The sequence below is a fragment of the Streptomyces sp. NPDC020422 genome (assembly GCF_044386705.1).
Classification (GTDB): domain Bacteria; phylum Actinomycetota; class Actinomycetes; order Streptomycetales; family Streptomycetaceae; genus Streptomyces.
Genome location: NZ_JBIRVJ010000009.1, coordinates 306,265 through 327,774, shown reverse-complemented (window position 1 = coordinate 327,774; position 21,510 = coordinate 306,265). Strand labels below are relative to the sequence as shown.

20 protein-coding genes are annotated in these 21,510 nt (G+C 71.2%); 2 read left to right on the top strand and 18 right to left on the bottom strand.

The window, feature by feature from the left end:
* Positions 1 to 38 precede the first annotated feature (38 nt).
* The 17 genes from ACH414_RS25640 to pgsA form a co-directional block, all read right to left on the bottom strand.
* Positions 39 to 2,504, bottom strand: coding sequence for a RelA/SpoT family protein (locus ACH414_RS25640; protein WP_382548446.1), 2,466 nt, complete (start codon positions 2,502 to 2,504; stop codon positions 39 to 41).
* Positions 2,505 to 2,711: 207 nt separating this feature from the next.
* Positions 2,712 to 2,909 (bottom strand): hypothetical protein, encoded by a 198-nt coding sequence (locus tag ACH414_RS25635; RefSeq protein ID WP_391769957.1) that lies wholly within the window; start codon positions 2,907 to 2,909, stop codon positions 2,712 to 2,714.
* Positions 2,910 to 3,314: 405 nt separating this feature from the next.
* The gene (locus ACH414_RS25630; RefSeq protein WP_391769956.1) at positions 3,315 to 3,866 is read right to left on the bottom strand and encodes an adenine phosphoribosyltransferase; all 552 of its coding nucleotides are present in this window, start codon (positions 3,864 to 3,866) and stop codon (positions 3,315 to 3,317) included.
* On the bottom strand, positions 3,863 to 4,948 hold the full coding sequence (secF, locus tag ACH414_RS25625) for a protein translocase subunit SecF (RefSeq protein WP_382548450.1): 1,086 nt from the start codon (positions 4,946 to 4,948) through the stop codon (positions 3,863 to 3,865). Before secF ends, ACH414_RS25630 begins: the two co-directional genes overlap by 4 nt.
* Before the next feature lies 1 nt (position 4,949).
* A complete protein-coding gene (secD, locus tag ACH414_RS25620; RefSeq protein ID WP_398943479.1) occupies positions 4,950 to 6,710 on the bottom strand; it encodes a protein translocase subunit SecD in 1,761 nt (586 codons plus the stop codon).
* A gap of 146 nt (positions 6,711 to 6,856) precedes the next feature.
* Positions 6,857 to 7,279: a preprotein translocase subunit YajC gene (gene yajC, locus ACH414_RS25615; protein ID WP_398943564.1), complete on the bottom strand. Its 423-nt coding sequence runs from the start codon at positions 7,277 to 7,279 to the stop codon at positions 6,857 to 6,859.
* A gap of 178 nt (positions 7,280 to 7,457) precedes the next feature.
* A complete protein-coding gene (gene ruvB, locus ACH414_RS25610; protein ID WP_398943476.1) occupies positions 7,458 to 8,537 on the bottom strand; it encodes a Holliday junction branch migration DNA helicase RuvB in 1,080 nt (359 codons plus the stop codon).
* A 75-nt stretch (positions 8,538 to 8,612) separates the two neighbouring features.
* Positions 8,613 to 9,245 carry a Holliday junction branch migration protein RuvA gene (gene ruvA, locus ACH414_RS25605; protein WP_382548455.1) on the bottom strand — a complete coding sequence of 211 codons (633 nt, stop codon included), beginning with the start codon at positions 9,243 to 9,245 and terminating at the stop codon, positions 8,613 to 8,615.
* Positions 9,242 to 9,772, bottom strand: a complete 531-nt coding sequence (gene ruvC / locus ACH414_RS25600; protein WP_382548456.1) for a crossover junction endodeoxyribonuclease RuvC — start codon at positions 9,770 to 9,772, stop codon at positions 9,242 to 9,244. Before ruvC ends, ruvA begins: the two co-directional genes overlap by 4 nt.
* 110 nt (positions 9,773 to 9,882) lie before the next feature.
* A complete protein-coding gene (locus ACH414_RS25595) occupies positions 9,883 to 10,635 on the bottom strand; it encodes a YebC/PmpR family DNA-binding transcriptional regulator (RefSeq protein ID WP_382548458.1) in 753 nt (250 codons plus the stop codon).
* 62 nt (positions 10,636 to 10,697) lie between these two features.
* Positions 10,698 to 11,285, bottom strand: coding sequence for a pyridoxal 5'-phosphate synthase glutaminase subunit PdxT (pdxT, locus tag ACH414_RS25590; protein ID WP_382548460.1), 588 nt, complete (start codon positions 11,283 to 11,285; stop codon positions 10,698 to 10,700).
* A 6-nt stretch (positions 11,286 to 11,291) separates the two neighbouring features.
* Positions 11,292 to 12,209: a pyridoxal 5'-phosphate synthase lyase subunit PdxS gene (gene pdxS, locus ACH414_RS25585; RefSeq protein ID WP_382548462.1), complete on the bottom strand. Its 918-nt coding sequence runs from the start codon at positions 12,207 to 12,209 to the stop codon at positions 11,292 to 11,294.
* Positions 12,210 to 12,334: 125 nt separating this feature from the next.
* A complete protein-coding gene (locus ACH414_RS25580; protein WP_382548463.1) occupies positions 12,335 to 12,877 on the bottom strand; it encodes a hypothetical protein in 543 nt (180 codons plus the stop codon).
* Positions 12,878 to 12,888: 11 nt separating this feature from the next.
* The gene (locus tag ACH414_RS25575) at positions 12,889 to 13,515 is read right to left on the bottom strand and encodes an MBL fold metallo-hydrolase (protein ID WP_398943473.1); all 627 of its coding nucleotides are present in this window, start codon (positions 13,513 to 13,515) and stop codon (positions 12,889 to 12,891) included.
* Positions 13,516 to 13,826: 311 nt separating this feature from the next.
* The gene (locus ACH414_RS25570) at positions 13,827 to 14,984 is read right to left on the bottom strand and encodes a glycosyltransferase family 4 protein (protein ID WP_382548467.1); all 1,158 of its coding nucleotides are present in this window, start codon (positions 14,982 to 14,984) and stop codon (positions 13,827 to 13,829) included.
* Positions 14,981 to 15,916, bottom strand: a complete 936-nt coding sequence (locus tag ACH414_RS25565) for a phosphatidylinositol mannoside acyltransferase (protein WP_386566327.1) — start codon at positions 15,914 to 15,916, stop codon at positions 14,981 to 14,983. Before ACH414_RS25565 ends, ACH414_RS25570 begins: the two co-directional genes overlap by 4 nt.
* On the bottom strand, positions 15,913 to 16,572 hold the full coding sequence (gene pgsA, locus ACH414_RS25560) for a phosphatidylinositol phosphate synthase (protein WP_382548471.1): 660 nt from the start codon (positions 16,570 to 16,572) through the stop codon (positions 15,913 to 15,915). Before pgsA ends, ACH414_RS25565 begins: the two co-directional genes overlap by 4 nt.
* Positions 16,573 to 16,868: 296 nt before the next feature.
* Here pgsA and ACH414_RS25555 point away from each other — a divergent pair, with 296 nt between their 5' ends.
* Both ACH414_RS25555 and ACH414_RS25550 read left to right on the top strand, forming a co-directional pair.
* Entirely contained in the window at positions 16,869 to 19,073 is a 2,205-nt protein-coding gene (locus ACH414_RS25555) for an elongation factor G-like protein EF-G2 (protein ID WP_386566329.1), read from the top strand.
* Between the two features lie 187 nt (positions 19,074 to 19,260).
* Positions 19,261 to 20,919 (top strand): hypothetical protein, encoded by a 1,659-nt coding sequence (locus ACH414_RS25550; protein WP_398943470.1) that lies wholly within the window; start codon positions 19,261 to 19,263, stop codon positions 20,917 to 20,919.
* A gap of 22 nt (positions 20,920 to 20,941) precedes the next feature.
* Here ACH414_RS25550 and ACH414_RS25545 read toward each other — a convergent pair whose 3' ends face one another.
* The gene (locus ACH414_RS25545; RefSeq protein ID WP_382548477.1) at positions 20,942 to 21,505 is read right to left on the bottom strand and encodes an HIT family protein; all 564 of its coding nucleotides are present in this window, start codon (positions 21,503 to 21,505) and stop codon (positions 20,942 to 20,944) included.
* Positions 21,506 to 21,510 lie beyond the last annotated feature (5 nt).

The following is a 21,510-nucleotide window of genomic DNA, read 5'->3' as shown; positions in this document are numbered from 1 at the left end:
GGCGGAATCTCCCGCCGGGGCCCTTCCCGTGCGCTCGCTCAGGGGCGCCGGGCGCTGGTGACGCGGTACACGTCGTAGACGCCCTCGACTCCCCGTACGGCCTTCAGGACGTGGCCCAGGTGCTTCGGGTCGCCCATCTCGAAGGTGAAGCGCGAGGTGGCCACCCGGTCGCGGGAGGTCTGCACGGCCGCCGACAGGATGTTGACGTGCTGGTCCGACAGGACGCGGGTGACGTCCGACAGGAGCCGGGAGCGGTCCAGCGCCTCGACCTGGATGGCGACGAGGAAGACCGAGGACTGGGTGGGGGCCCACTCGACCTCCAGGATCCGCTCGGGCTCCCGGGACAGCGAGTCCACGTTGACGCAGTCGCTGCGGTGCACCGACACCCCGCTGCCGCGGGTGACGAAGCCGATGATCGGGTCGCCCGGCACCGGCGTACAGCAGCGGGCCAGCTTGACCCAGACGTCCTCGACGCCCTTGACGACCACGCCCGGGTCGGCGTTCGACCGGCGCTTGGAGCGGCCGCGGGTCGGCGGGGCGGCCTCCTCGATGTCCTCGGTGGCGGCCTCCTCTCCGCCGAGGGCCTGGACCAGCTTCTGGACGATGGACTGGGCCGTGACATGGCCCTCGCCGATCGCCGCGTACAGCGAGGAGATGTCGCTGTAGCGCATCTCGTGGGCGAGGGTGACGAGCGAGTCGCCGGTGAGGATCCGCTGGATCGGCAGGTTCTGCTTGCGCATGGCCCGCGCGATGGCGTCCTTGCCCTGCTCGATGGCCTCGTCGCGGCGCTCCTTGGAGAACCAGGCGCGGATCTTGTTCCGGGCGCGCGGGGACTTGACGAAGCCCAGCCAGTCCCGGGAGGGACCGGCGCCCGCCGCCTTGGAGGTGAACACCTCGACGAGGTCGCCGTTGTCGAGGGTGGACTCCAGCGGCACGAGCCGGCCGTTGACGCGGGCCCCTATGGTGCGGTGCCCGACCTCGGTGTGGACGGCGTAGGAGAAGTCCACGGGGGTGGCCCCGGCGGGCAGCGCGATGACGTCGCCCTTGGGGGTGAAGACGAAGACCTCGTTGCGGGAGAGGTCGAAGCGCAGCGACTCCAGGAACTCCGAGGGGTCCTCGGTCTCCTTCTGCCAGTCGAGCAGCTGGCGCAGCCACGCCATGTCGTTGAGGTGGTCGTCCTTGCCGGCCTTCTTGGGCACGTCGGCGCGGACCTTGGAGGCGCCGGCGACGGCCTCCTGCTTGTACTTCCAGTGCGCGGCGATGCCGTACTCGGCGCGCCGGTGCATGTCGAAGGTGCGGATCTGGAGCTCGACGGGCTTGCCGTTGGGTCCGATGACCGTCGTGTGCAGCGACTGGTACATGTTGAACTTCGGCATCGCGATGTAGTCCTTGAACCGGCCGGGGACCGGGTTCCATCGCGCGTGGACGGTGCCGAGGGCCGCGTAGCAGTCGCGGACGGTGTCCACGAGGACGCGGATGCCGACCAGGTCGTAGATCTCCGCGAAGTCACGGCCGCGGACGATCATCTTCTGGTAGACGCTGTAGTAGTGCTTGGGCCGGCCGGTGACGGTGGCCTTGATGCGGGCGGCGCGCAGGTCGGCCTGGACCTCGTCGGTCACTATGGCCAGGTACTCGTCGCGCTTGGGCGCGCGCTCGGCGACCAGCCGGACGATCTCGTCGTACATCTTGGGGTAGAGGATCGCGAAGGCGAGGTCCTCCAGCTCCCACTTGATGGTGTTCATGCCCAGGCGGTGGGCCAGGGGCGCGTAGATCTCGAGGGTCTCGCGGGCCTTCTTCTCCTGCTTCTCCCGCTTGAGGTAGCGCATGGTGCGCATGTTGTGCAGGCGGTCGGCGAGCTTGATGACGAGGACCCGGGGGTCCTTGGCCATGGCGACGACCATCTTGCGGACGGTCTCGGCCTGGGCGGCCTCGCCGAACCTGACCTTGTCGAGCTTGGTGACGCCGTCGACGAGCAGGGTGACCTGGTCGCCGAAGTCGCGGCGCAGGTCCTCCAGGCCGTACTCGGTGTCCTCGACGGTGTCGTGGAGCAGACCGGCCATCAGCGTCGCCGGGTCCATGCCGAGCTCGGCGAGGATGGTGGTGACCGCGAGCGGGTGGGTGATGTACGGGTCGCCGCTCTTGCGCTTCTGGCCGCGGTGCCAGCGCTCGGCGACCTGGTAGGCCCGCTCGATCTGGCGCAGGGTCGCCGTCTCGATCTTCGGGTCGTTGGAGCGGACGATCCGCAGCAGCGGTTCCAGGACCGGGTTGTACGGGGAGGAGCGCTGGACGCCCAGGCGGGCGAGCCGGGCGCGGACGCGGCTGGAGGAGCCGCCCGAGCGGGCCGGCGGCGCGGGGGTGGGCCGGACAGCGGGCGTCGGGGCGGGTGCCGCGGGCCGGGGCCGGTTCTCCGGGGGCTGGTTCTGGGGCGCGGCGGGTCCCGTCGCGGCCTGGTCGGCCTGCTGCTCGGGCTGCGCGGCGGAGAGTGGCTGGGCCTCGTCTGGCAAGAGCGCTCCTCTGGGGTTACCCCGGACGGAGTCTGGGGGAGCTTCCGGGTCCCCCGGTCAGGCCCGGAAAGGCCATCGTATCGAGCCATCGCGGCCGGTGCTCACAGGGCGGCCGGTACCGACGACGCGCGGAGGGGCCCGGATCCCCCGGGCCCCTCTTCACTTCACTGACCGCTCACGCGATCGCGCGCGGTCTCACAGCGGGGTTCAGGACCAACGGAGCAGAGCCCCGCCCTTCACCATTATCTCCTTGGCGGCGGCGACGTTCCCCCACGGTGCGCTGACGGATCCCGTCTTGCCGCAACCTGCGTCGTACCAGGTCTTCCGGCCCTGAGCGTTGAAGCCCTTGACCTTCACGCAGATGCTGCCGCCCCGGTAGACCTTCCAGCCGTAGTTCATCTTCATACCCACAGCGCCGAAGTGAGCGCAGTTGTCGCTGACCGTGCTCCACCTGAGCGGAACGCTACCCGCGTTCTTCCAGCCATAGCAGAGCCCACCCGCCCTGGGAGCGGCAACCTGCGCCGTGGGGGCGGAAGCCTGCGCCGCGGTCGTCTGGCTCGCACTCGCCGGGCCGGCCGCCATGCCCATGGCCGCTAAGGCGAGAAGCGAAACGGCCCCCGTGGCCGTCTTGCGCGAAAACATCATCGGATTCCTCCTGTTGAGATGCCGAGGTCAGTGGCATCACCAAGATCCAAGCAAATCCGGCACTAATCGAACGCGTATTTGAGGAACATTTGAGCTCTGACGTGCTCGGAAACGTGAGAGGCGCCCCAGGGAGAACCTGGGGCGCCTCTCGGTGTACGCGGACCGTCAGACCTGGATCAGTGCGTCCAGCGGCGCACCGCCAAGGGCGGGTCGCAACCGCTCCCGTCCGCCGAGAAAGCCGAGCTCCATCAGCACCGCGACGCCCGCGACCTCGGCTCCGGCGCGCCGGATGAGCTCGATGGACGCCTCGGCGGTGCCGCCGGTGGCGAGGACGTCGTCGATGACCATGACGCGGTCGCCCGCGGCCAGGTCCTCGGCGTGCACCTCGATCTCGGCGGTGCCGTACTCCAGCTCGTACGCCTGGCGCAGGGTGGCCCCGGGCAGCTTCCCGGCCTTGCGGACCGGGATGAAGCCGAGCCCGGCGCGGACGGCGACCGGGGCGGCCAGGATGAAGCCGCGGGCCTCCAGGCCGACGATCTTCGTGGCGCCCTGGGCCGTGCACAGCGCGGCCAGGGAGTCGGTCAGAGCGGTGAACGCCTCCGGGTCCGCGAGCAGCGGGGTGATGTCCTTGAACAGCACCCCGGGCTTCGGGTAGTCGGCGACGTCACGGATGCGGCTGAGCAGCAGCTCCGTGGTGCCCTGGGCCTCGGCGGTCATCCGCGGCGCTCCGAGGAGCGGCCACGGCGGCCCTGACCGCCGACCACGGCGGCCTCGCCCTCGGCGGCGTCCTCCGCGAAGTCGCCGCCCTCGTCGAGGGACTCGCCCTTGGCGGCCGCGGCGGACCGCTTGGCCAGGACGCGCTTCTTCAGGGCCTGCATCGCCGGCTCGCGCTCCTTGAGGTCGGCGACGAGCGGGGTGGCGATGAAGATCGAGGAGTACGCACCGGCGGCGAGACCCACGAACAGGGACAGCGAGATGTCGTTCAGCATGCCGGCGCCGAGGACGCCGCCACCGATGAAGAGCAGGCCGGCGACCGGCAGCAGCGCGACGACGGTGGTGTTGATCGAACGGACCAGGGTGCCGTTGATCGAGCGGTTGGCGATCTCGCTGTAGGTCCAGCGGGTCTGCTTGGTGATGCCCTTCGTCTGCTCCTTGAGCGAGTCGAAGACGACGACCGTGTCGTAGAGCGAGTAACCGAGGATGGTCAGCAGACCGATGACCGTACCGACCGTGACCTCGAAGCCGACCAGCGAGTAGATGCCGACGGTGATGGTGAGGTCGTGGATCAGCGCGACGAGCGCCGCGACGGCCATCCGCCACTCGAAGGCGATGGCGAGGTAGATCACCACGAGGATCATGAAGACCCCGAGGCCGGTCCAGGCCTTCGTGGCGATCTGCTCACCCCAGCTGGGGCCGACGAGCTCCGCCGCGATCTTGGTCTCGGGGACGTTCAGGTCCTTGGCGAGCTCCGAGCGGACCTGGTCGGACTTCTCGGTGTCGAGACCGCCGACCTGGATGCGCAGGGAGCCGCTGCCGAGTTCCTGGACGATCGCGTCGTGGCCGGAGGCCTTCTCCGCGTACTCCTTGGCCTGGGTGACCGAGACGGACGTCTTCGGGGTGGTGAAGACGGCACCGCCCTGGAACTCGATGCCCATGTTCAGGCCGCGCACCGCGAGGGCGACGATGGCCGTGATGGTGATCAGGATCGAGATGCCGTACCAGATCCTGCGGTTGCCGATGAAGTCGTAGCCGACCTCACCTCGGTGGAGCCGGGCGCCGAGATCTCCGAGCTTCGACATCTCACGCCTCCTTCGGGTCGACAGGGCCTGCGGCGGAAACGGACTGACGGCGGGTGCGGCGCAGCGGCGGCTTGGCACCGAGGCTCTTCGGGTCGAGGCCGGACCACTTGTGGCCGTTGCCGAAGAACTTGGTGCGGGCCAGCAGCGTCATCACCGGCTTGGTGAAGAGGAACACCACCACGATGTCGAGGAGGGTGGTCAGGCCGAGCGTGAACGCGAAGCCCTGGACCTTGCCGACGGTGACGACGAAGAGCACCGCGGCGGCGAGGAACGACACGAAGTCGGAGACCAGGATGGTGCGCCGGGCCCGCGGCCAGGCGCGCTCGACGGCCGGGCGCAGCGTGCGTCCCTCGCGGATCTCGTCGCGGATGCGCTCGAAGTACACGATGAACGAGTCCGCGGTGATACCGATGGCCACGATGGCGCCGCAGACGGCCGGCAGGTTCAGCGCGAAGCCGATGGCCGGACCGAGCAGGGCCATGATCACGTAGGTGAGCAGGGCCGAGACGCCGAGGCTGAGGAGCGCCACGATCGACAGGCCGCGGTAGTAGACCACCAGGTAGATGATGACCAGGCCGAGGCCGATGGCGCCGGCGATCAGACCCGCCTCGAGCTGCTCGCCGCCGAGGGCGGCGGTGACGGTGTCCACGCTCTGCGTGTCGAACGTCAGCGGCAGGGCACCGTAGGACAGGATGTTCCCGAGGTCCTGAGCCGACTGCTGGTTGAAACTGCCCGAGATCTCGGCGTTGGCACTCAGCGTGGTGCGCACGGAGGGGGCAGAGACGACTTCACCGTCGAGGACGATGGCGAACTGGTTCTGCGGCGACTGCTGCTGCGAGAGCTTGCCGGTGATCTTCTGGAACTTCTTGGCGCCACCGTCCGTGAACTCCATGTTCACGATCCACTGACCGGTCCGCTGGTCGATCGATGCCTGCGCGTCGTCGACGTCCTTGCCGTCCACCTCGGCCGGGCCGAGGATGTACTTCTCCCACTGGCCGATGGCGTTCTTGCCACAGGCGACGGTGGTGTCGGTCGGCTTGACGCCCTGGCCGGCGGCCGTGCGCTGCTTGGGGTCGAGGCAGTTGAGCGCCTGGAACTTCTGCTGCAGGGCGGCGGTCGCCGGGTCGGCCGGGGTGTCGGCCTTCGGCGTGCCGGTCGCCTTCGGGGAGGCGGTGGAGGTGGGCGTCGGGCTCGGGGCCTTCAGCGCCTCGGTGACGGCACGGCCCTTGGTGGACGCGGTGGCCGTCGGGGTGGCGGTCTTGTCGCCCTTGCCCTTGTCGGCGGTGGCGCCGGAGGCGGAGGCGGAGGGCTTCGGCGACGGCGAGGAGCTGGCGTCAGGCGCCGGCTGCTCGACGGCGGCGACGGCCAGGACCGGCCGGAAGTACAGCTGGGCGGTGGTACCGACCTGCTCGCGGGCCTGCTTCTCGTTCGTCCCCTTGGGGATGTTCACGATGATGTTCTCGCGGCCCTGCGTCTGGACCTCGGCCTCCGAGACACCCAGACCGTTGACACGGCGCTCGATGATGCCGACCGCGGTGTTCATGTTGGTCTCGTTGACGGCGGACTCCTGTCCGGGCTCCGCCTTCGCCTTGAGCGTGATCGACGTTCCGCCGGCGAGGTCGATGCCCAGGCGCGGGGTGGTGTGCCCCGACAAGAACATTCCGCCGGTGAGTGCGACCATGGCGATCAGAATGAGTGCCAGGGCGCGGCCCGGCCGGCTCTGTCCCCCCGCCGGCCTTCGGCCCTTCTTCGGTGCTGCCACCTGTCGTTTCTCCCTGTCCAAACCGCCCTGCGCCGGTGGGGCGCGCAGCGGCCACGAAGTGTGTGGTGGGGACCTGCCCCCGCAGACGTGAAACCGTGAACCGGAGCCGCGCGCGCCGGGTCGGCGTGCGCGGCTCCGGCCGCGAACTACTTCGCCTCGGTCTCGCCGTCGGCCTTGCCGTCCTTGTCGCCCTCGGCGCCGTCCGTCTTCTTGGTGAGGTCGGCCTTGACGTCCTCGGTGGTCTCCTCGGCGGCCTCGGTCAGCGAGGAGGCGTCGTCGGGGACGACATCGCCGGGCTCGTCGCCGTGGACGATCCGGTTGTACTCGGAGTCCTCCAGGACGGCGCCGATCGAGTTCTTCGCGTAGACCGCGTGGACGCCGGGAGCGACCTCGAGGAGGACCGTCTCGTCGCCGATCTCCTTGACGGTGGCGTACATCCCCCCGATCGTGCGAACGCCGGTGCCGGGCTGCATCTGGTTGCGCATCTCCGCCGCCTGCGCCTGCTTCTTCTTGGCAGAGCGGGTCATGAGGAACATGGCCCCGATGAGCACGATGAACGGGAGGAGCATGCCGATGTTATTCACGGGACGGAATTCCTTCGCAAGGCCGCGGAGATTTCGCGGCCTGATTCGGGGGTGAGTGCGCCGACCGTAAGGAGCGGCACCGGCGGAGTCTAGGCGAGTCCGCATCGATGGAACAACGCCCAGCATCGCACCCCGGTTCCCTTACGGGCGAGTCTCCGCGCCGTCACGCCCCGAAGAGCCCCTGTTGTCCCTTTCCCGCAGGCCCCGGGCCCGGGGCCTGCGGCGGAACGAGTCCGAGGTGGGTCCATGCCGCGGGAGTGGCGACCCGGCCACGGGGCGTGCGCGCGAGCAGCCCCTCGCGTACGAGGAAGGGTTCGGCGACCTCCTCGACGGTCTCGCGCTCCTCCCCCACGGCGACCGCGAGGGTGGACAGACCGACCGGGCCGCCGCCGAAGAGCTTGAGCAGCGCCTGCAGGACGGCGCGGTCGAGGCGGTCGAGACCGCGGCTGTCGACCTCGTACACCCCGAGGGCCGCGGCGGCGATCTCGCGGGTGATCACGCCGTCCGCCCTGACCTGGGCGTAGTCCCGGACCCGGCGGAGCAGCCGGTTGGCGATGCGGGGCGTGCCGCGGGAGCGGCCGGCGATCTCGGCGGCGCCGTCGGTGTCGATCTCGACGTCGAGGAGACCCGCGGAGCGGCGCACGACCCGCTCCAGCTCGTGCGGCTCGTAGAACTCCATGTGGGCGGTGAAGCCGAAGCGGTCGCGCAGCGGCGGCGGCAGCAGTCCGGCCCGGGTGGTGGCGCCGACCAGGGTGAAGGGCGGCAGCTCCAGGGGGATGGCGGTGGCGCCGGGGCCCTTGCCGACGATGACGTCGACGCGGAAGTCCTCCATCGCCATGTAGAGCATCTCCTCGGCGGGCCGGGACATCCGGTGGATCTCGTCGAGGAAGAGGATCTCGCCCTCCTGGAGCGACGACAGGATCGACGCGAGGTCGCCGGCGTGCTGGATGGCGGGGCCGCTGGTGATCCTGATCGGGGCGTTCATCTCCGCCGCGATGATCATCGAGAGGGTCGTCTTGCCCAGGCCGGGAGCCCCGGAGAGCAGCACGTGGTCGGCGGTGGCGCCGCGCTGGCGGGCGGCCTTGAGGACCAGGTCGAGCTGCTGGCGGACCTTCTCCTGGCCGACGAACTCGCTGAGGTCCTTGGGGCGCAGCGCGGCCTCGACGGCCTGGTCGTCGCCCTCGGCGGAGGCGTCGACGATGCGCTCCGCGTCGGCGGCTGCCGTCTCGTCGTCCCAGTTCACGGTGGTGGTTGCCTTCTTCTCTTACGGGCTCTGCGGGTCTGCGGTCTACGGACTCTGCGGGCTCTTACGAGGCGGTCAGCGGGCGCGGTTGAGCGTCTGGAGCGCGGCGCGCAGCAGCTGCGGCACGGGCGCGGAGCCGGTCTCGGCGAGCGCGGCCTCGGCCTGCGGGGTGACGGCGGCGACGGCCTCCTCGGCCTCCCGGCTCGCGTAGCCGAGGCCGATGAGGGCGGCCGAGAGCTGCTCGGTCCAGGGGGCGGGCCCGGCGGCGACGGCGCGCTGGGCGCCGACCAGGCCGCTGCTGCCGAGCGGCTGGCCCAGCTTGTCCTTCAGTTCGAGGAGGAGCTTCTGGGCGCCCTTCTTGCCGATGCCGGGTACGGCGGTCAGCGCCTTCTCGTCGCCGGTGGAGACGGCGAGGCGCAGCGCGTCGGGGCTGTGCACGCCGAGCATGGCCTGGGCGAGCCTCGGTCCGACCCCGCTGGCGGTCTGGAGCAGCTCGAAGACCTGCCGCTCGTCGTCGTCGGCGAAGCCGTACAGGGTGAGCGAGTCCTCGCGGACGACCAGGGAGGTGGCGAGGCGGGCGTGCTCACCGAGGCGGAGTCCGGCGAGCGTGTTCGGGGTGCACTGGACGGCCATGCCCACGCCGCCGACCTCGACGACGGCGGTCGTGGGGGCGAGGGCGGCCACCGGGCCGCTGACGAAGGCGATCATCGGGTACGGCCTTTCGAGGCGTGCAGGGCGACGGCCTGCTGGAGGCGGTTCTGGGCGGGGGCGCGCCAGATGTGGCAGATGGCGAGGGCGAGGGCGTCGGCGGCGTCGGCCGGCTTGGGCGGGGCGGCGAGTCGGAGCAGCCGGGTGACCATGGCGCCGACCTGGGCCTTGTCGGCGCGGCCCGAGCCGGTGACGGCGGCCTTGACCTCGCTGGGGGTGTGCAGGGCGACGGGCAGTCCGCGCCGGGCGGCGCAGAGCATGGCGACGGCGCTGGCCTGGGCGGTGCCCATCACCGTGCTCACGTTGTGCTGGCTGAACACCCGCTCCACGGCGACGAGTTCGGGCTGGAAGCGCTCGATCCACTCCTCGATGCCCCGCTCGATGCCGACAAGACGGGTGCCGATGTCGGCGTCCGCGGGGGTGCGCACCACCCCGACGCCGAGCATGGTCAGCGGTCGACCGGCGACCCCCTCGACCACCCCGACGCCGCACCGGGTCAGTCCGGGATCCACCCCCAGAACGCGCACCGTGCCCTCCCTGATCGCTCAACTGTTTGTGCAGGCTATCGGCTGCCACTGACAACGCAGCGGGCCGACGGGGGTGTGTCCCCGTCGGCCCGCTGCGGTGAAGGACGCGATCAGGCGTCGACCTTCTCCATGACCTCGTCGCTGACGTCGAAGTTGGCGAAGACGTTCTGCACGTCGTCGCTGTCCTCGAGGGCGTCGATCAGCTTGAACATCTTGCGCGCGCCCTCCTCGTCGAGCTCGACCTGCATGGTCGGGACGAAGCTGGACTCGGCCGAGTCGTAGTCGATGCCGGCCTCCTGGAGCGCGGTACGGACCGCGACCAGGTCGGTGGCCTCGCTGATGACCTCGAAGCTCTCGCCGAGGTCGTTGACCTCCTCGGCACCCGCGTCGAGCACCGCGCCCAGGACGTCGTCCTCGGTCAGCTCGCCCTTGGGGAGCACGACGACGCCCTTGCGGTTGAAGAGGTACGAGACGGAGCCCGGGTCGGCCATCGAGCCGCCGTTGCGGGTCATGGCGACGCGGACGTCGGAGGCGGCGCGGTTGCGGTTGTCGGTGAGGCACTCGATGAGCACCGCGACACCGTTCGGGCCGTAACCCTCGTACATGATCGTCGCGTAGTCGACGCCGCCGGCCTCGAGGCCGCCGCCGCGCTTGACCGCGGAGTCGATGTTCTTGTTGGGAACGGACGACTTCTTGGCCTTCTGGATGGCGTCGTACAGCGTCGGGTTGCCGTCCGGGTCGGCACCGCCGGTGCGGGCCGCGACCTCGATGTTCTTGATCAGCTTCGCGAAGAGCTTGCCGCGCTTGGCATCGATCACGGCCTTCTTGTGCTTCGTCGTAGCCCATTTAGAGTGGCCGGACATCTGCCTGTCTCCTTCGCGTAACCAATTTCTGAACGAACCCCAGAGATCCTACAAGGATCGGGTCACCGCTCGGCGCGCACCATGTCCACGAACAGCTCGTGGATGCGGTGGTCGCCGGTCAGCTCGGGGTGGAACGAGGTCGCGAGGGCTCGTCCCTGGCGGACCGCGACGATGTGCCCGTCGTGCTCGGCGAGCACCTCGACCTCGGCGCCGACGGACTCCACCCACGGGGCGCGGATGAAGACGCCCTCGACGGGGGAGTCGATGCCGGCGACGCTCACGCCCGCCTCGAAGGACTCGTTCTGGCGCCCGAAGGCGTTGCGGCGCACGATCATGTCGATGCCGCCGAAGGTCTCCTGGCCCGAGCGCGGGTCGAGGATCTTGTCGGCGAGCATGATCAGACCGGCGCAGGTGCCGTACACGGGCATGCCGCCCGCGATCCGCTCGCGCAGCGGCTCCATGAGCCCGAACAGCACGGCGAGCTTGGAGATGGTGGTGGACTCGCCACCGGGGATGACCAGGCCGTCGACCTCGGCGAGCTCCTCGGGGCGCCTGACGGGCCTGGCCACGGCGTCAGCCGCGGCCAGGGCGATCAGGTGCTCCCGTACGTCGCCCTGGAGGGCCAGGACACCAATCACGGGAGTGCTCATGGGTGCTTACCAGCCCCGGTTCGCGTAGCGCTCGGCCTCGGGCAGGGTGTCGCAGTTGATGCCGACCATGGCCTCGCCCAGGTTGCGCGAGGCGTCCGCGATGACCTTCGGGTCGTCGTAGAAGGTGGTGGCCTTCACGATGGCGGCGGCGCGCTTGGCCGGGTCGCCCGACTTGAAGATGCCGGAGCCGACGAAGACGCCCTCGGCGCCGAGCTGGCGCATCAGCGCGGCGTCGGCCGGAGTGGCCACACCGCCGGCGGAGAACAGCACGACCGGCAGCTTGCCGAGCTCGGCGACCTCCTTGACGAGCTCGTACGGGGCGCGCAGCTCCTTGGCGGCGGCGTACAGCTCGTTGTTGTCGAAGCCGCGCAGCTTGGCGATCTCGTTCTTGATCTGGCGCAGGTGGCGGACGGCCTCGACGACGTTGCCGGTGCCGGCCTCGCCCTTGGAGCGGATCATGGCCGCGCCCTCGGCGATGCGGCGCAGGGCCTCGCCCAGGTTGGTGGCGCCGCAGACGAACGGCGTGGTGAAGGCCCACTTGTCGGAGTGGTTGACCTCGTCGGCCGGGGTGAGCACCTCGGACTCGTCGATGTAGTCGACGCCGAGGGACTGGAGCACCTGGGCCTCGACGAAGTGGCCGATGCGGGACTTGGCCATCACCGGGATGGAGACCGCGCCGATGATCTCCTCGATCATGTTCGGGTCGGACATGCGGGCCACGCCGCCGTCCTTGCGGATGTCCGCGGGGACCCGCTCCAGGGCCATGACGGCCACGGCGCCGGCGTCCTCGGCGATCTTCGCCTGCTCGGCGTTGACCACGTCCATGATCACGCCGCCCTTGAGCTGCTCGGCCATGCCGCGCTTGACTCGGGAGGTGCCGATCGCGTCGGCGGACTGCGGGGTGGTGGAAGGCGTGGTGGACACGGGTACCTCACTCAGTGACAACGGGGATTGTTGACGAGTAGAGGAAACCGGCCACCTGGGGGCCACAGCAAGGGCCAATGCACACCCGGTGGCTCGTTTTCGCAGCTTACGAAGGCCACACGGGCTCAGGCGGGACGATCCGCAAGCGCTACGGGCGGCTCGTCGTCCATTTCGAAGGCGAGCGGGAAGGGCGCGTGTCCGGCCAGCCGGAACCAGCGCACCTTGCGGTGCCGGCGCAGCGCCCTGGCCGCCCGTACGGCGTCGTTGTGGAAGCGCCGTGCCATCGGCACCCGGCGCACGGCCGCGGCCAGTTCCCCGGCGGCCTCCTCGCCGCCGGGCGCCTCGCGCACCACCTCGACCTGCTCCGGCTCCCCGAAGACCGCCCGCAGCGCCTGGCTGAGTTCGCTCTCGGCGACCTCCCGCTGGTCCTCCTCGGCCTGCCGCGCCGCGTGCGCGGCCTCGTACAGCACGATCGACGCGGCCGGATCGAGCACGCCGGAGGTGGCGAGCTCCTGAGCGACCGAGGCCCGCCGGAGCAACTGCGCGTCGAGCGCGGCCCGCGCCGCGTCGATGCGGGTGTGCAGCCGGTCCAGGCGGCCGGCGGTCCAGCTGAGGTAGACGCCGACGAGGATCAGCGCGACAACGGTCCAGATCAGGGTTTGGGTCACGGGCGCACAGGCTACCGGGGCGGCGGCAGCACCCCTTCCCAAAGGTCACGGTCGTGGGCGAACAGGACGCGCGCGGGCCGCCCGCCCCCGAGCTCGCCGAGCCGGTCGAGCCACGGGCGGTACGGCGTCCCGAACTCCCGCGCGAAGTCGTACGCCTGGCCCGCCAGCACGGTCAGCCGGTCGCCGTGGTCGAGCACGAGCGACTGGTGCCCGTCGGTGTGCCCGGGCGTCGGCACGATCCGGACCCCCTCGGCGATCTCGTACTCGCCGTCGATCTCCTCGTGCGACACGCCGTCGAGGAGCGCGTCGATCGTGTAGCCGCCCGCCCGCGCGGTGGCGAGCTCCCTGCGCTGGACCACCACCGGCCGGCCAAGGCGCCGGTTGCCGCCGATGTGGTCGAAGTGGAGGTGGCAGTTGACCACGAGGTCCACGTCCTCGACCGGCAACGGCCTGCGGACGGGCCGGTAGTGGGCGTCCGTCTCGGGCGACCCCTCGCCGAGACCGGTGTCGAACAGCAGGCTGCCGCGGTCGTGGCGGACCAGGTAGGCGAGCACCGGCTCCTCGCGGTCGTGGTCGCCGGCCCACTCCTGGGGCGGGCGGAGGATGTGGCCGAGGTCGAGGGTCTCCACGGAGATCATCGGGCCAGGCTGCCACGGGGCACGGCGGGCCACAACGGCCTGCGGCACCAGGACCAGGCGGGGGCCGAAGGGTGCCTCCGGCAACGGGACGGACCCATCACCACGGACCGCGGCGCACGGGAGCGGAGCCGCCCACCGGGACGCGGCGCCGTCGTGCCCGTCTCCCCCGGACTCCGGGGAACGAGGAGCCTCGGCCAGGGATGCCCTCCCCGGACTCCGGCGAGCCGAGACGCCCACCGGGACGCGGCGCCGTCGTGCCCGCCTCCCCCGGACTCCGGCGGGGGCGAAGGGCCTGTGGCCCGGGTCCGCCGCTACAGCCCCAGCCGCGCCCGCAGCCCGCCGCCCGCCCGCTCGTCCGTCGCCACCGAGGCCGCGCCGTCCGTCACCGTCTCGTAGACGGCGAGGATGTCCGCTCCCACCGTCGCCCAGTCGAAGCGGCGTACGTGCGCCGAGCCGCGCGCCCGCAGTTCCTCCCGGCGCGCCGGGTCGCCCAGGAGACGGATCGCCTGGTCCGCGAGGTCGTCGGCGTCCTCGTTGGCGAAGAGCCGGCCCGCCGCGCCCTGGTCGAGGACCTGGGCGAAGGCGTCGAGGTCGGCGGCGAGGACGGGGGCGCCGGCGGAGAGGGCCTCGACGAGGATGATGCCGAAGCTCTCGCCCCCGGTGTTGGGCGCCACGTACACGTCCACGCTGCGCAGCAGCCGCGCCTTGTCCTCGTCGCTGACCATGCCGAGGAACTCGACCCGCGAGCGCATCTCGCGCGGCAGGGAGGCCACGGCCTCCTCCTCGTCGCCGCGGCCGGCCACGAGGAGCCGGGTGTCGGGGCGTGCCGTGAGGATCTTCGGAAGGGCCTTCATCAGGACCGGCAGGCCCTTGCGCGGCTCGTCGATCCGCCCGATGAAGCCGAGCGTGCCGCCCTGCCACTCCTTCTTGGGCTCCGCGCGGGCGAAGAAGTCGACGTCGACGCCGTTCGGGATGACGACCGCGTCGCCGCCGAGGTGCTCGACGAGGGTGCGCCGCGCGTACTCGCTGACCGCGATCCGCGCGCTGATCTTCTCCAGCGCGGGCTGGAGGATCGGATACGCGGCGATCATGGCGCGTGAGCGCGGGTTGGAGGTGTGGAAGGTGGCCACGATCGGCCCCTGCGCCGCCCAGCAGGTGAGCAGACCCAGCGAGGGCGAGGTGGGCTCGTGGATGTGGACCACGTCGAAGGTGCCGTCGTGCAGCCAGCGGCGGACCCGCGCGGCGGACAGGAAGCCGAAGCTGAGCCGGGCCACCGAGCCGTTGTACGACACGGGGACCGCGCGGCCCGCGGAGACGACGTACGGCGGCAGCGGGGTCTCGTCGTCCGCCGGCGCGAGCACGGAGACCTCGTGGCCGAGCCGGATCAGGTGCTCGGCGAGGTCGCGGATGTGGAACTGGACGCCGCCCGGCACGTCCCAGGAGTACGGGCAGACGATGCCGATCCTCACGCCGTCCGGTCCTCCGGTCGTTCCTCAAGGTCAGCGAGCCACAGTCGCTGAAGCATGTGCCAGTCCTCCGGGTGGTCCGCGATGCCCCCGGCGAAGACGTCGGCGAGGGCCTGTGTCATGGCGGACGTCTTCTCGGCCCGGGTGCCCGACTCGGGCACCTCGAGGGGCGCGTGGACCTGTCCGCGCATGACGTCGGTGTCGTCGTACCAGAGCGTCACCGGCAGCAGCAGCGCCCCGGTCTGCTGGGCCAGGATCGCGGGCCCCGCGGGCATCCGGGCGGTCCGGCCGAAGAAGGAGACCTCGACGCCGGAGGAGGACAGGTCCCGGTCGGCGACCAGGCAGACCAGGCCGCCGGCCCGCAGCCGCCGGGCCAGCGTCCCGAAGGCGGAGCCGCCGGTGTGCGGCAGCACCTCCATGCCCAGCGACTCGCGGTAGGCGACGAACCGGTCGTACAGCGACTCGGGCTTGAGCCGCTCGGCGACGGTGGTGAAGGGCACGCCGAGGGCGCGGGTGACCCAGACACCGGCGAGGTCCCAGTTGCCCATGTGGGGCAGGGCCAGGATGACACCGCGGTCCGAGGCGAGGGCGTCCTTCAGATAGTGGACGTCCTTGGGGTCGAAGCTGCCGGCGGCCCGCTCCCTGCTCCAGGTGGGCAGCCGGAAGGACTCCATCCAGTAGCGCATGTACGAGCGCATGCCGGCCTTCGACAGCTCGCGCAGGCGCTCGGGCGAGGCGTCGGGGACCACGTGCGAGAGGTTGGACTCCAGGCGCAGCACGCTCTTGCCGCGCCGCTTCCAGGCGGTGTCGGCGATCCTGCGGCCGAGGGCCTTGGCCACCGGCTCGGGCAGCTTCTTCACGGTGGCCCAGCCGAGCCCGTACAGCCCGTCGGTGACGGTGTCCTTCAGACTGCTTCCCGTACCCGCCGCGCTCATGAGGTGGCCTCGCTCCCCCGGGCGGCGGCGTCCGCCTCCGCCGACTCCCTGCGTACCGTCACGACCCGCTGCCCCAGGGTGACCGCCGAACCGGCGGCCACGATCCACAGGGCGATGGGCAGCAGCACCTGGATACCGGGCACGCCGAAGCCGTGCAGACCGGCCAGACCGGCGGCGACCAGCGAGATCACCAGTCGCTCCGCGCGCTCGACGAGACCGTTGACCGCCACCGGCAGGCCGATCGATTCGCCACGTGCCTTGGTGTACGAGACGACCTGGCCGCTGGCGAGGCAGAAGATCGCGACGGCGCAGAGCACGTTGTCGTCGCCCCAGCCCGCGTAGTAGAGCGCGAAGCCGCCGAAGATCGCGCCGTCGGCCACCCGGTCGAGGGTGGAGTCGAGGAAGGCGCCCCAGCGGCTGGAGATGCCCGCCTGCCGGGCCATGTTGCCGTCGACGAGGTCCGAGAAGACGAACAGCGTGATGACGATCGTGCCCCAGAAGAACTCCCCGCGGGGGAAGAAGACCAGCGCGCCGGCCACCACCCCGGCGGTGCCGATCAGCGTCACGGCGTCGGGGCTGACGCCCCGGCGGAGCAGAAACGCGGCGAACGGTGTGAGGACACGCGTGAAAAAGGCACGCGCGTACTTGTTCAGCATGGCCTTCCCGAGGTTCGGTGGGCCGCGCGGCCCCTACGACCACCGGCTCACCCATCGTAGCCACGCGCCCCCGCGACAGCGTCGGCACCCGCCCACGCGTCGCCACCGCACCGACCGCGCGAGCACCGCGACGGTCCGCGCGGGTACGACGTATGGACGCACCGTGACGTCGGTGCAAAGCTCGAAGGACGACCGCGGGCACCGCCGGAGCCGCACGCGGCACACGCACCGCCGCGCCACTCCCCCGAGCCCCGCGCCCCCCACCTCACCGTACGAGCAGTCGGGAGGAAGAAATCATGGGCGACAAGGCGAACGCACACTCCGGGGCCGCCGGCAGGGCCCCAACGGCCGACCGGCCCTCGGCCGTACGGAACGTGGTGCTGGTCGGCCACAGCGGATCGGGCAAGACGACCCTCGTCGAGGCCCTGGCCCAGACCGCGGGCGCGGTCAACCGGGCCGGGCGCGTCGAGGACGGCGGGACGGTCTCCGACTACGACGAGATCGAACACCGCCAGCAGCGCTCCGTACAGCTCTCGCTCGTCCCGGTGGAATGGGACGGCTACAAGATCAATCTTCTGGACACCCCCGGATACGCCGACTTCGTCGGGGAGCTGAGGGCCGGTCTGCGCGCGGCGGACGCGGCCCTCTTCGTCGTCTCGGCCGCCCAGGAGGCCGACGCGGTCGTCGGCTCGACCCGCGCGGTGTGGGAGGAGTGCGCCGCCGTCGGGATGCCCCGGGCGATCGTCGTCACCCACCTCGACACGGCCCGCACCGACTTCACCCGGCTCACCGAGGTCTGCGCCGAGCTCTTCGGCGGCGACGACCCCGACGCCGTCCTCCCCCTGTACCTGCCCGTGCGCGGCGCCGAGGGCGCCGACGGGCACGCCCCGGCCACCGGCCTGGTGGGGCTCCTCACCGAGCGGATCTTCGACTACTCGACCGGCGCGCGCCGGGAGGACCCGCCCGACGAGGCGCAGCGGCCGCTGATCGCGGAGGCCCGCAACCGGCTGATCGAGGGGATCATCGCCGAGAGCGAGGACGAGACCCTCATGGACCGCTATCTCGGCGGCGAGGAGATCGACCTCAAGACGCTCGTCGACGACCTGGAGAAGGCGGTGGCACGCGGCACCTTCCACCCGGTCCTGGCCGCCGCCCCGGCCGCGGACGGCGGAAAGCAGGGGCTCGGCACGGTGGAGCTCCTGGAGCTGATCACCGGCGGTTTCCCCACCCCGCTGGAGCGCGAGGCACCGGTGGTCACGAGCCCGGACGGCGCGCCGCGGCCGGCGCTGTCCTGCGATCCGGACGGGCCGCTGGTCGCCGAGGTCGTGAAGACCTCCTCGGACCCCTATGTGGGCCGGATCTCGCTGGTGCGGGTCTTCTCGGGCACGCTGCGCCCGGACGAGACCGTGCACGTGTCCGGGCACGGGCTCACCGACCGGGGGCACGAGGACCACGACGTGGACGAGCGGGTGGGGGCCCTGACCTCCCCGTTCGGCAAGCAGCAGCGGTCGCTGTCGCACTGCGTCGCCGGCGACCTGGCCTGTGTGGGCAAGCTGGCCCGCGCGGAGACCGGCGACACCCTGTCGGCCAAGGACGCCCCGCTTCTGATGGAGCCGTGGGCGATGCCCGAGCCGCTGCTCCCGCTGGCCATCGAGGCGCACAGCAAGGCCGACGAGGACCGGCTCTCGCAGGGCCTGGCGCGCCTGGTCGCCGAGGACCCGACGATGCGGCTCGAACAGAACCAGGACACCCATCAGGTCGTCCTGTGGTGCCTGGGCGAGGCACACGCGGACGTCGCCCTGGAGCGGCTGCGCGGCCGCTTCGGCGTCCAGGTCGACACCGTTCCGCACAAGGTGTCGCTGCGCGAGACCTTCGGCGGCGCGTCCGCCGGGCGCGGCCGTCATGTGAAGCAGTCCGGCGGGCACGGCCAGTACGCGATCTGCGAGATCGACGTGGAGCCGCTGCCGCCGGGCAGCGGCATCGAGTTCGTCGACAAGGTGGTCGGCGGCGCCGTGCCGCGCCAGTTCGTGCCCTCCGTCGAGAAGGGCATCCGGGCCCAGGCGGCCCGCGGGGTCGCGGCCGGCTATCCGCTCGTCGACATCCGGGTCACCCTGCGCGACGGCAAGGCGCACTCGGTGGACTCCTCCGACGCGGCCTTCCAGACGGCCGGCGCCCTCGCCCTGCGGGAGGCGGCGGCCGAGGTGCCGATCCACCTCCTGGAGCCGGTGGCGGAGGTGACCGTCATGGTCCCCGACGACTACGTGGGCCCGGTCATGAGCGATCTGTCGGGGCGGCGCGGGCGGGTGGTCGGCACCGAGCAGGCCGGGCCCGGGCGGACGCTGGTGCGCGCGGAGGTGCCCGAGATCGAGATCGGGCGGTACGCGGTCGACCTCAGGTCGGTCTCGCACGGCACGGGCACCTTCGACCGCAGCTACGCGCGACACGAGGCGATGCCCCCGCACCTGGCGGACAAGATACGCGAACAGTCCGAAAAGGGGTGACGACTGACGGCCCGTCGCCCCGCTGACCCCGTATGCCGCCCGCCCGACTCCCCTCCGGCGGGCGGCATTCGGCCGCCTCCACGCGCGCCCGTGACGCATCCGTCGTCGCCCGGTTACGCTGTGGTGCCCAGCTCAGAAGGTGTGCGGGGCGCGGCAGTTGGGAACAGCCCGCACAGGGACCGTGGTGATGGGGGCGGCAGTGACGATCGGCAGTTTCGGCATCGGGGCGCAGATTCCCCTGCAGGGTTCGGACGCGCAGACGGCGGCGACCCACGCCCTCGCCTCCGCCGCGTACCGCGACAGCCCGGTCGGGGTGATCCTCGACGCCAACAGCGAGTGGCACAAGTCGACGGTCAAGGAGGGCAAGTGGCACAAGCTGTTCCGCCCCGACCTCGGTGAGGCCTTCTCCCGTGCCGTGCAGGTGCGGATGCTGGGCGGCGCCCGCAAGCCGCTCATCCAGTCCTTCGGCGCCGAGCCGCAGCCCGTCGTCGAGCACTGCCTGGCCGCCACCCGCATCCGCAAGCAGCGCGATGTGAAGCTGACGCTGGTGACGCTGGTCTTCGGCCTGCTGTTCCTGCCCGGCCTGCTGCTCTGGCTGGGCGTGATCCAGCTCCGCCGGATCGCCGCCGGCTCCGACAACCGGCGCACCAGTGCCGTCGGCACCGCCCTGCTGGCCGGCGCCGGGATCTTCGCGTTCCTCGTCCTGCTGAAGCTGCCCTTCGACGGCGTGCTGTTCAACTACCTCCGCGCCATGGTGGTCGCCCCGGTCGTCGGCTGGTACCTCGCCCGCCGGATCTGCGAGAACACCGCCCAGGACCTGCGCGAGCGCTGGACCGCGCTGCTCAGCGGCGGCGGCATCGGCGCCAAGATCCCCGAGGCCGTGCCCCAGGACCCGGGCGAGAAGACCGCCGAGGAACTGCGCCAGAACCTGGAGAAGCTCTCCGCCGAGCAGCAGTCCAACGTCGTCTTCTACGCGGGCCCCAAGGGGATACTGGGCATGGGCACCCGCTGGGGCAGCTGGACCCTCGCCGAGGAGCTGATCCCGCAGAACGGCAAGGAGATCCACGACTTCCGCGCCTGGGACGTGGTCCGCGAGATCCACACCCAGCTGACGCTCCTGGAGCGCGGCTCGCTGAAGACCGGCTTCCCCAAGCCGACCGTCAAGCACTGGATCGTCTCCCCCGTCGGCGAGGGCGCCGACGAGGTGGCCCGCCCCGAGGGCGAGAACATCGTCGCCTTCCAGGTGAAGCCGCACGAGATACAGCGCATCTGCAACGACCAGCAGTTCGGCAGCGGCAACCGGCACTACCTGGGCGTCCAGTTCACCCTCTGGGACGGACAGCTGGTCCTCACCATGATGGTGACGGTCACCTCGCTCCACCACACCCTGCGCGTCGAGGTCACCGGCCACGCCCTCGGCCCGGTCCACTCCCTGTTCACCAGCAAGCCGAAGGCGAAGACGAAGGAGGTCTCCAAGACCGTCAGGTTCTGGGAGACCAAGGAGATCAAGCTGCCGCTGACCGGCACCGACGACGTGGTCCGCCAGGCCGTGCGCGCCCCGCTGACCTGGTTCCCGCCGGTCCTGGACTTCCTCGGCGGCAAGCTGGTCCTGCCCGAGCCCTTCGGTCTGCGGCACCCCTGGGCGAGCCCGCCCTGGAAGAACCGCTTCATGGCCGACGACGCCATCCGCACCGCGACCCCGGTGCTGCGGGCGGTCCACGCCGCGACGATCAAGGTGCTCGACGATCACGGCGTGGACACGGAGCGCTTCACCAGCCGCTCGCTGATCCTCAGCGGCGGCATCCAGGACCCCGGCCCGAAGAAGGCCGACGTCTACGACGCCTAGCGGACGCGTTCGTGCGTACGGCTCAGATGCCGGCCGGCCAGGCGTCGGCCAGCATCTTCCGGGTGTCGGCGAGCAGCTGCGGCAGCACCTTGGTGTGGCCGACGACCGGCATGAAGTTGGTGTCGCCGCCCCAGCGGGGCACGACGTGCTGGTGCAGATGGGCGGCGATGCCGGCCCCGGCGACCGTGCCCTGGTTCATGCCGATGTTGAAGCCGTGCGCACCGGAGGCGGCGCGCAGCGCGACCATGGCCCGCTTGGTGAACTCCCCGAGCTCGGCGGTCTCCGCCGTGTCCAGGTCGGTGTAGTCGGCGACGTGGCGGTACGGGACGACCATCAGGTGCCCGCCGTTGTACGGGTAGAGGTTGAGGACCGCGTACACGCTCTGGCCGCGGGCGATCACCAGACCGTCCTCGTCCGACTTCGCGGGGATGGTGCAGAAGGGACAGCCGTCCTCGGCGCCCGGCCCGGTGGGCTTGTTCTCGCCCTGGATGTAGGCCATCCGGTGGGGCGTCCACAGGCGCTGGAACGCGTCCTGCGTCCCCACTCCGATCTGCTGCTCCGGCTCAGTCGTCATGCTGTGCAGCATATTGC

Excerpts from the sequence above, each read along its gene's own strand:
- ACH414_RS25635 (WP_391769957.1), bottom strand. The coding sequence starts at position 2,909 with ATGAAGATGAACTACGGCTGGAAGGTCTACCGGGGCGGCAGCATCTGC.
- ACH414_RS25630 (WP_391769956.1), bottom strand. The coding sequence starts at position 3,866 with ATGACCGCCGAGGCCCAGGGCACCACGGAGCTGCTGCTCAGCCGCATC.
- secF (WP_382548450.1), bottom strand. The coding sequence starts at position 4,948 with ATGTCGAAGCTCGGAGATCTCGGCGCCCGGCTCCACCGAGGTGAGGTC.
- yajC (WP_398943564.1), bottom strand. The coding sequence starts at position 7,279 with ATGCTCCTCCCGTTCATCGTGCTCATCGGGGCCATGTTCCTCATGACC.
- ruvA (WP_382548455.1), bottom strand. The coding sequence starts at position 9,245 with ATGATCGCCTTCGTCAGCGGCCCGGTGGCCGCCCTCGCCCCCACGACC.
- ACH414_RS25595 (WP_382548458.1), bottom strand. The coding sequence starts at position 10,635 with ATGTCCGGCCACTCTAAATGGGCTACGACGAAGCACAAGAAGGCCGTG.
- pdxT (WP_382548460.1), bottom strand. The coding sequence starts at position 11,285 with ATGAGCACTCCCGTGATTGGTGTCCTGGCCCTCCAGGGCGACGTACGG.
- ACH414_RS25575 (WP_398943473.1), bottom strand. The coding sequence starts at position 13,515 with ATGATCTCCGTGGAGACCCTCGACCTCGGCCACATCCTCCGCCCGCCC.
- ACH414_RS25565 (WP_386566327.1), bottom strand. The coding sequence starts at position 15,916 with ATGAGCGCGGCGGGTACGGGAAGCAGTCTGAAGGACACCGTCACCGAC.
- pgsA (WP_382548471.1), bottom strand. The coding sequence starts at position 16,572 with ATGCTGAACAAGTACGCGCGTGCCTTTTTCACGCGTGTCCTCACACCG.
- ACH414_RS25555 (WP_386566329.1), top strand. The coding sequence starts at position 16,869 with ATGGGCGACAAGGCGAACGCACACTCCGGGGCCGCCGGCAGGGCCCCA.
- ACH414_RS25550 (WP_398943470.1), top strand. The coding sequence starts at position 19,261 with ATGGGGGCGGCAGTGACGATCGGCAGTTTCGGCATCGGGGCGCAGATT.
- ACH414_RS25545 (WP_382548477.1), bottom strand. The coding sequence starts at position 21,505 with ATGCTGCACAGCATGACGACTGAGCCGGAGCAGCAGATCGGAGTGGGG.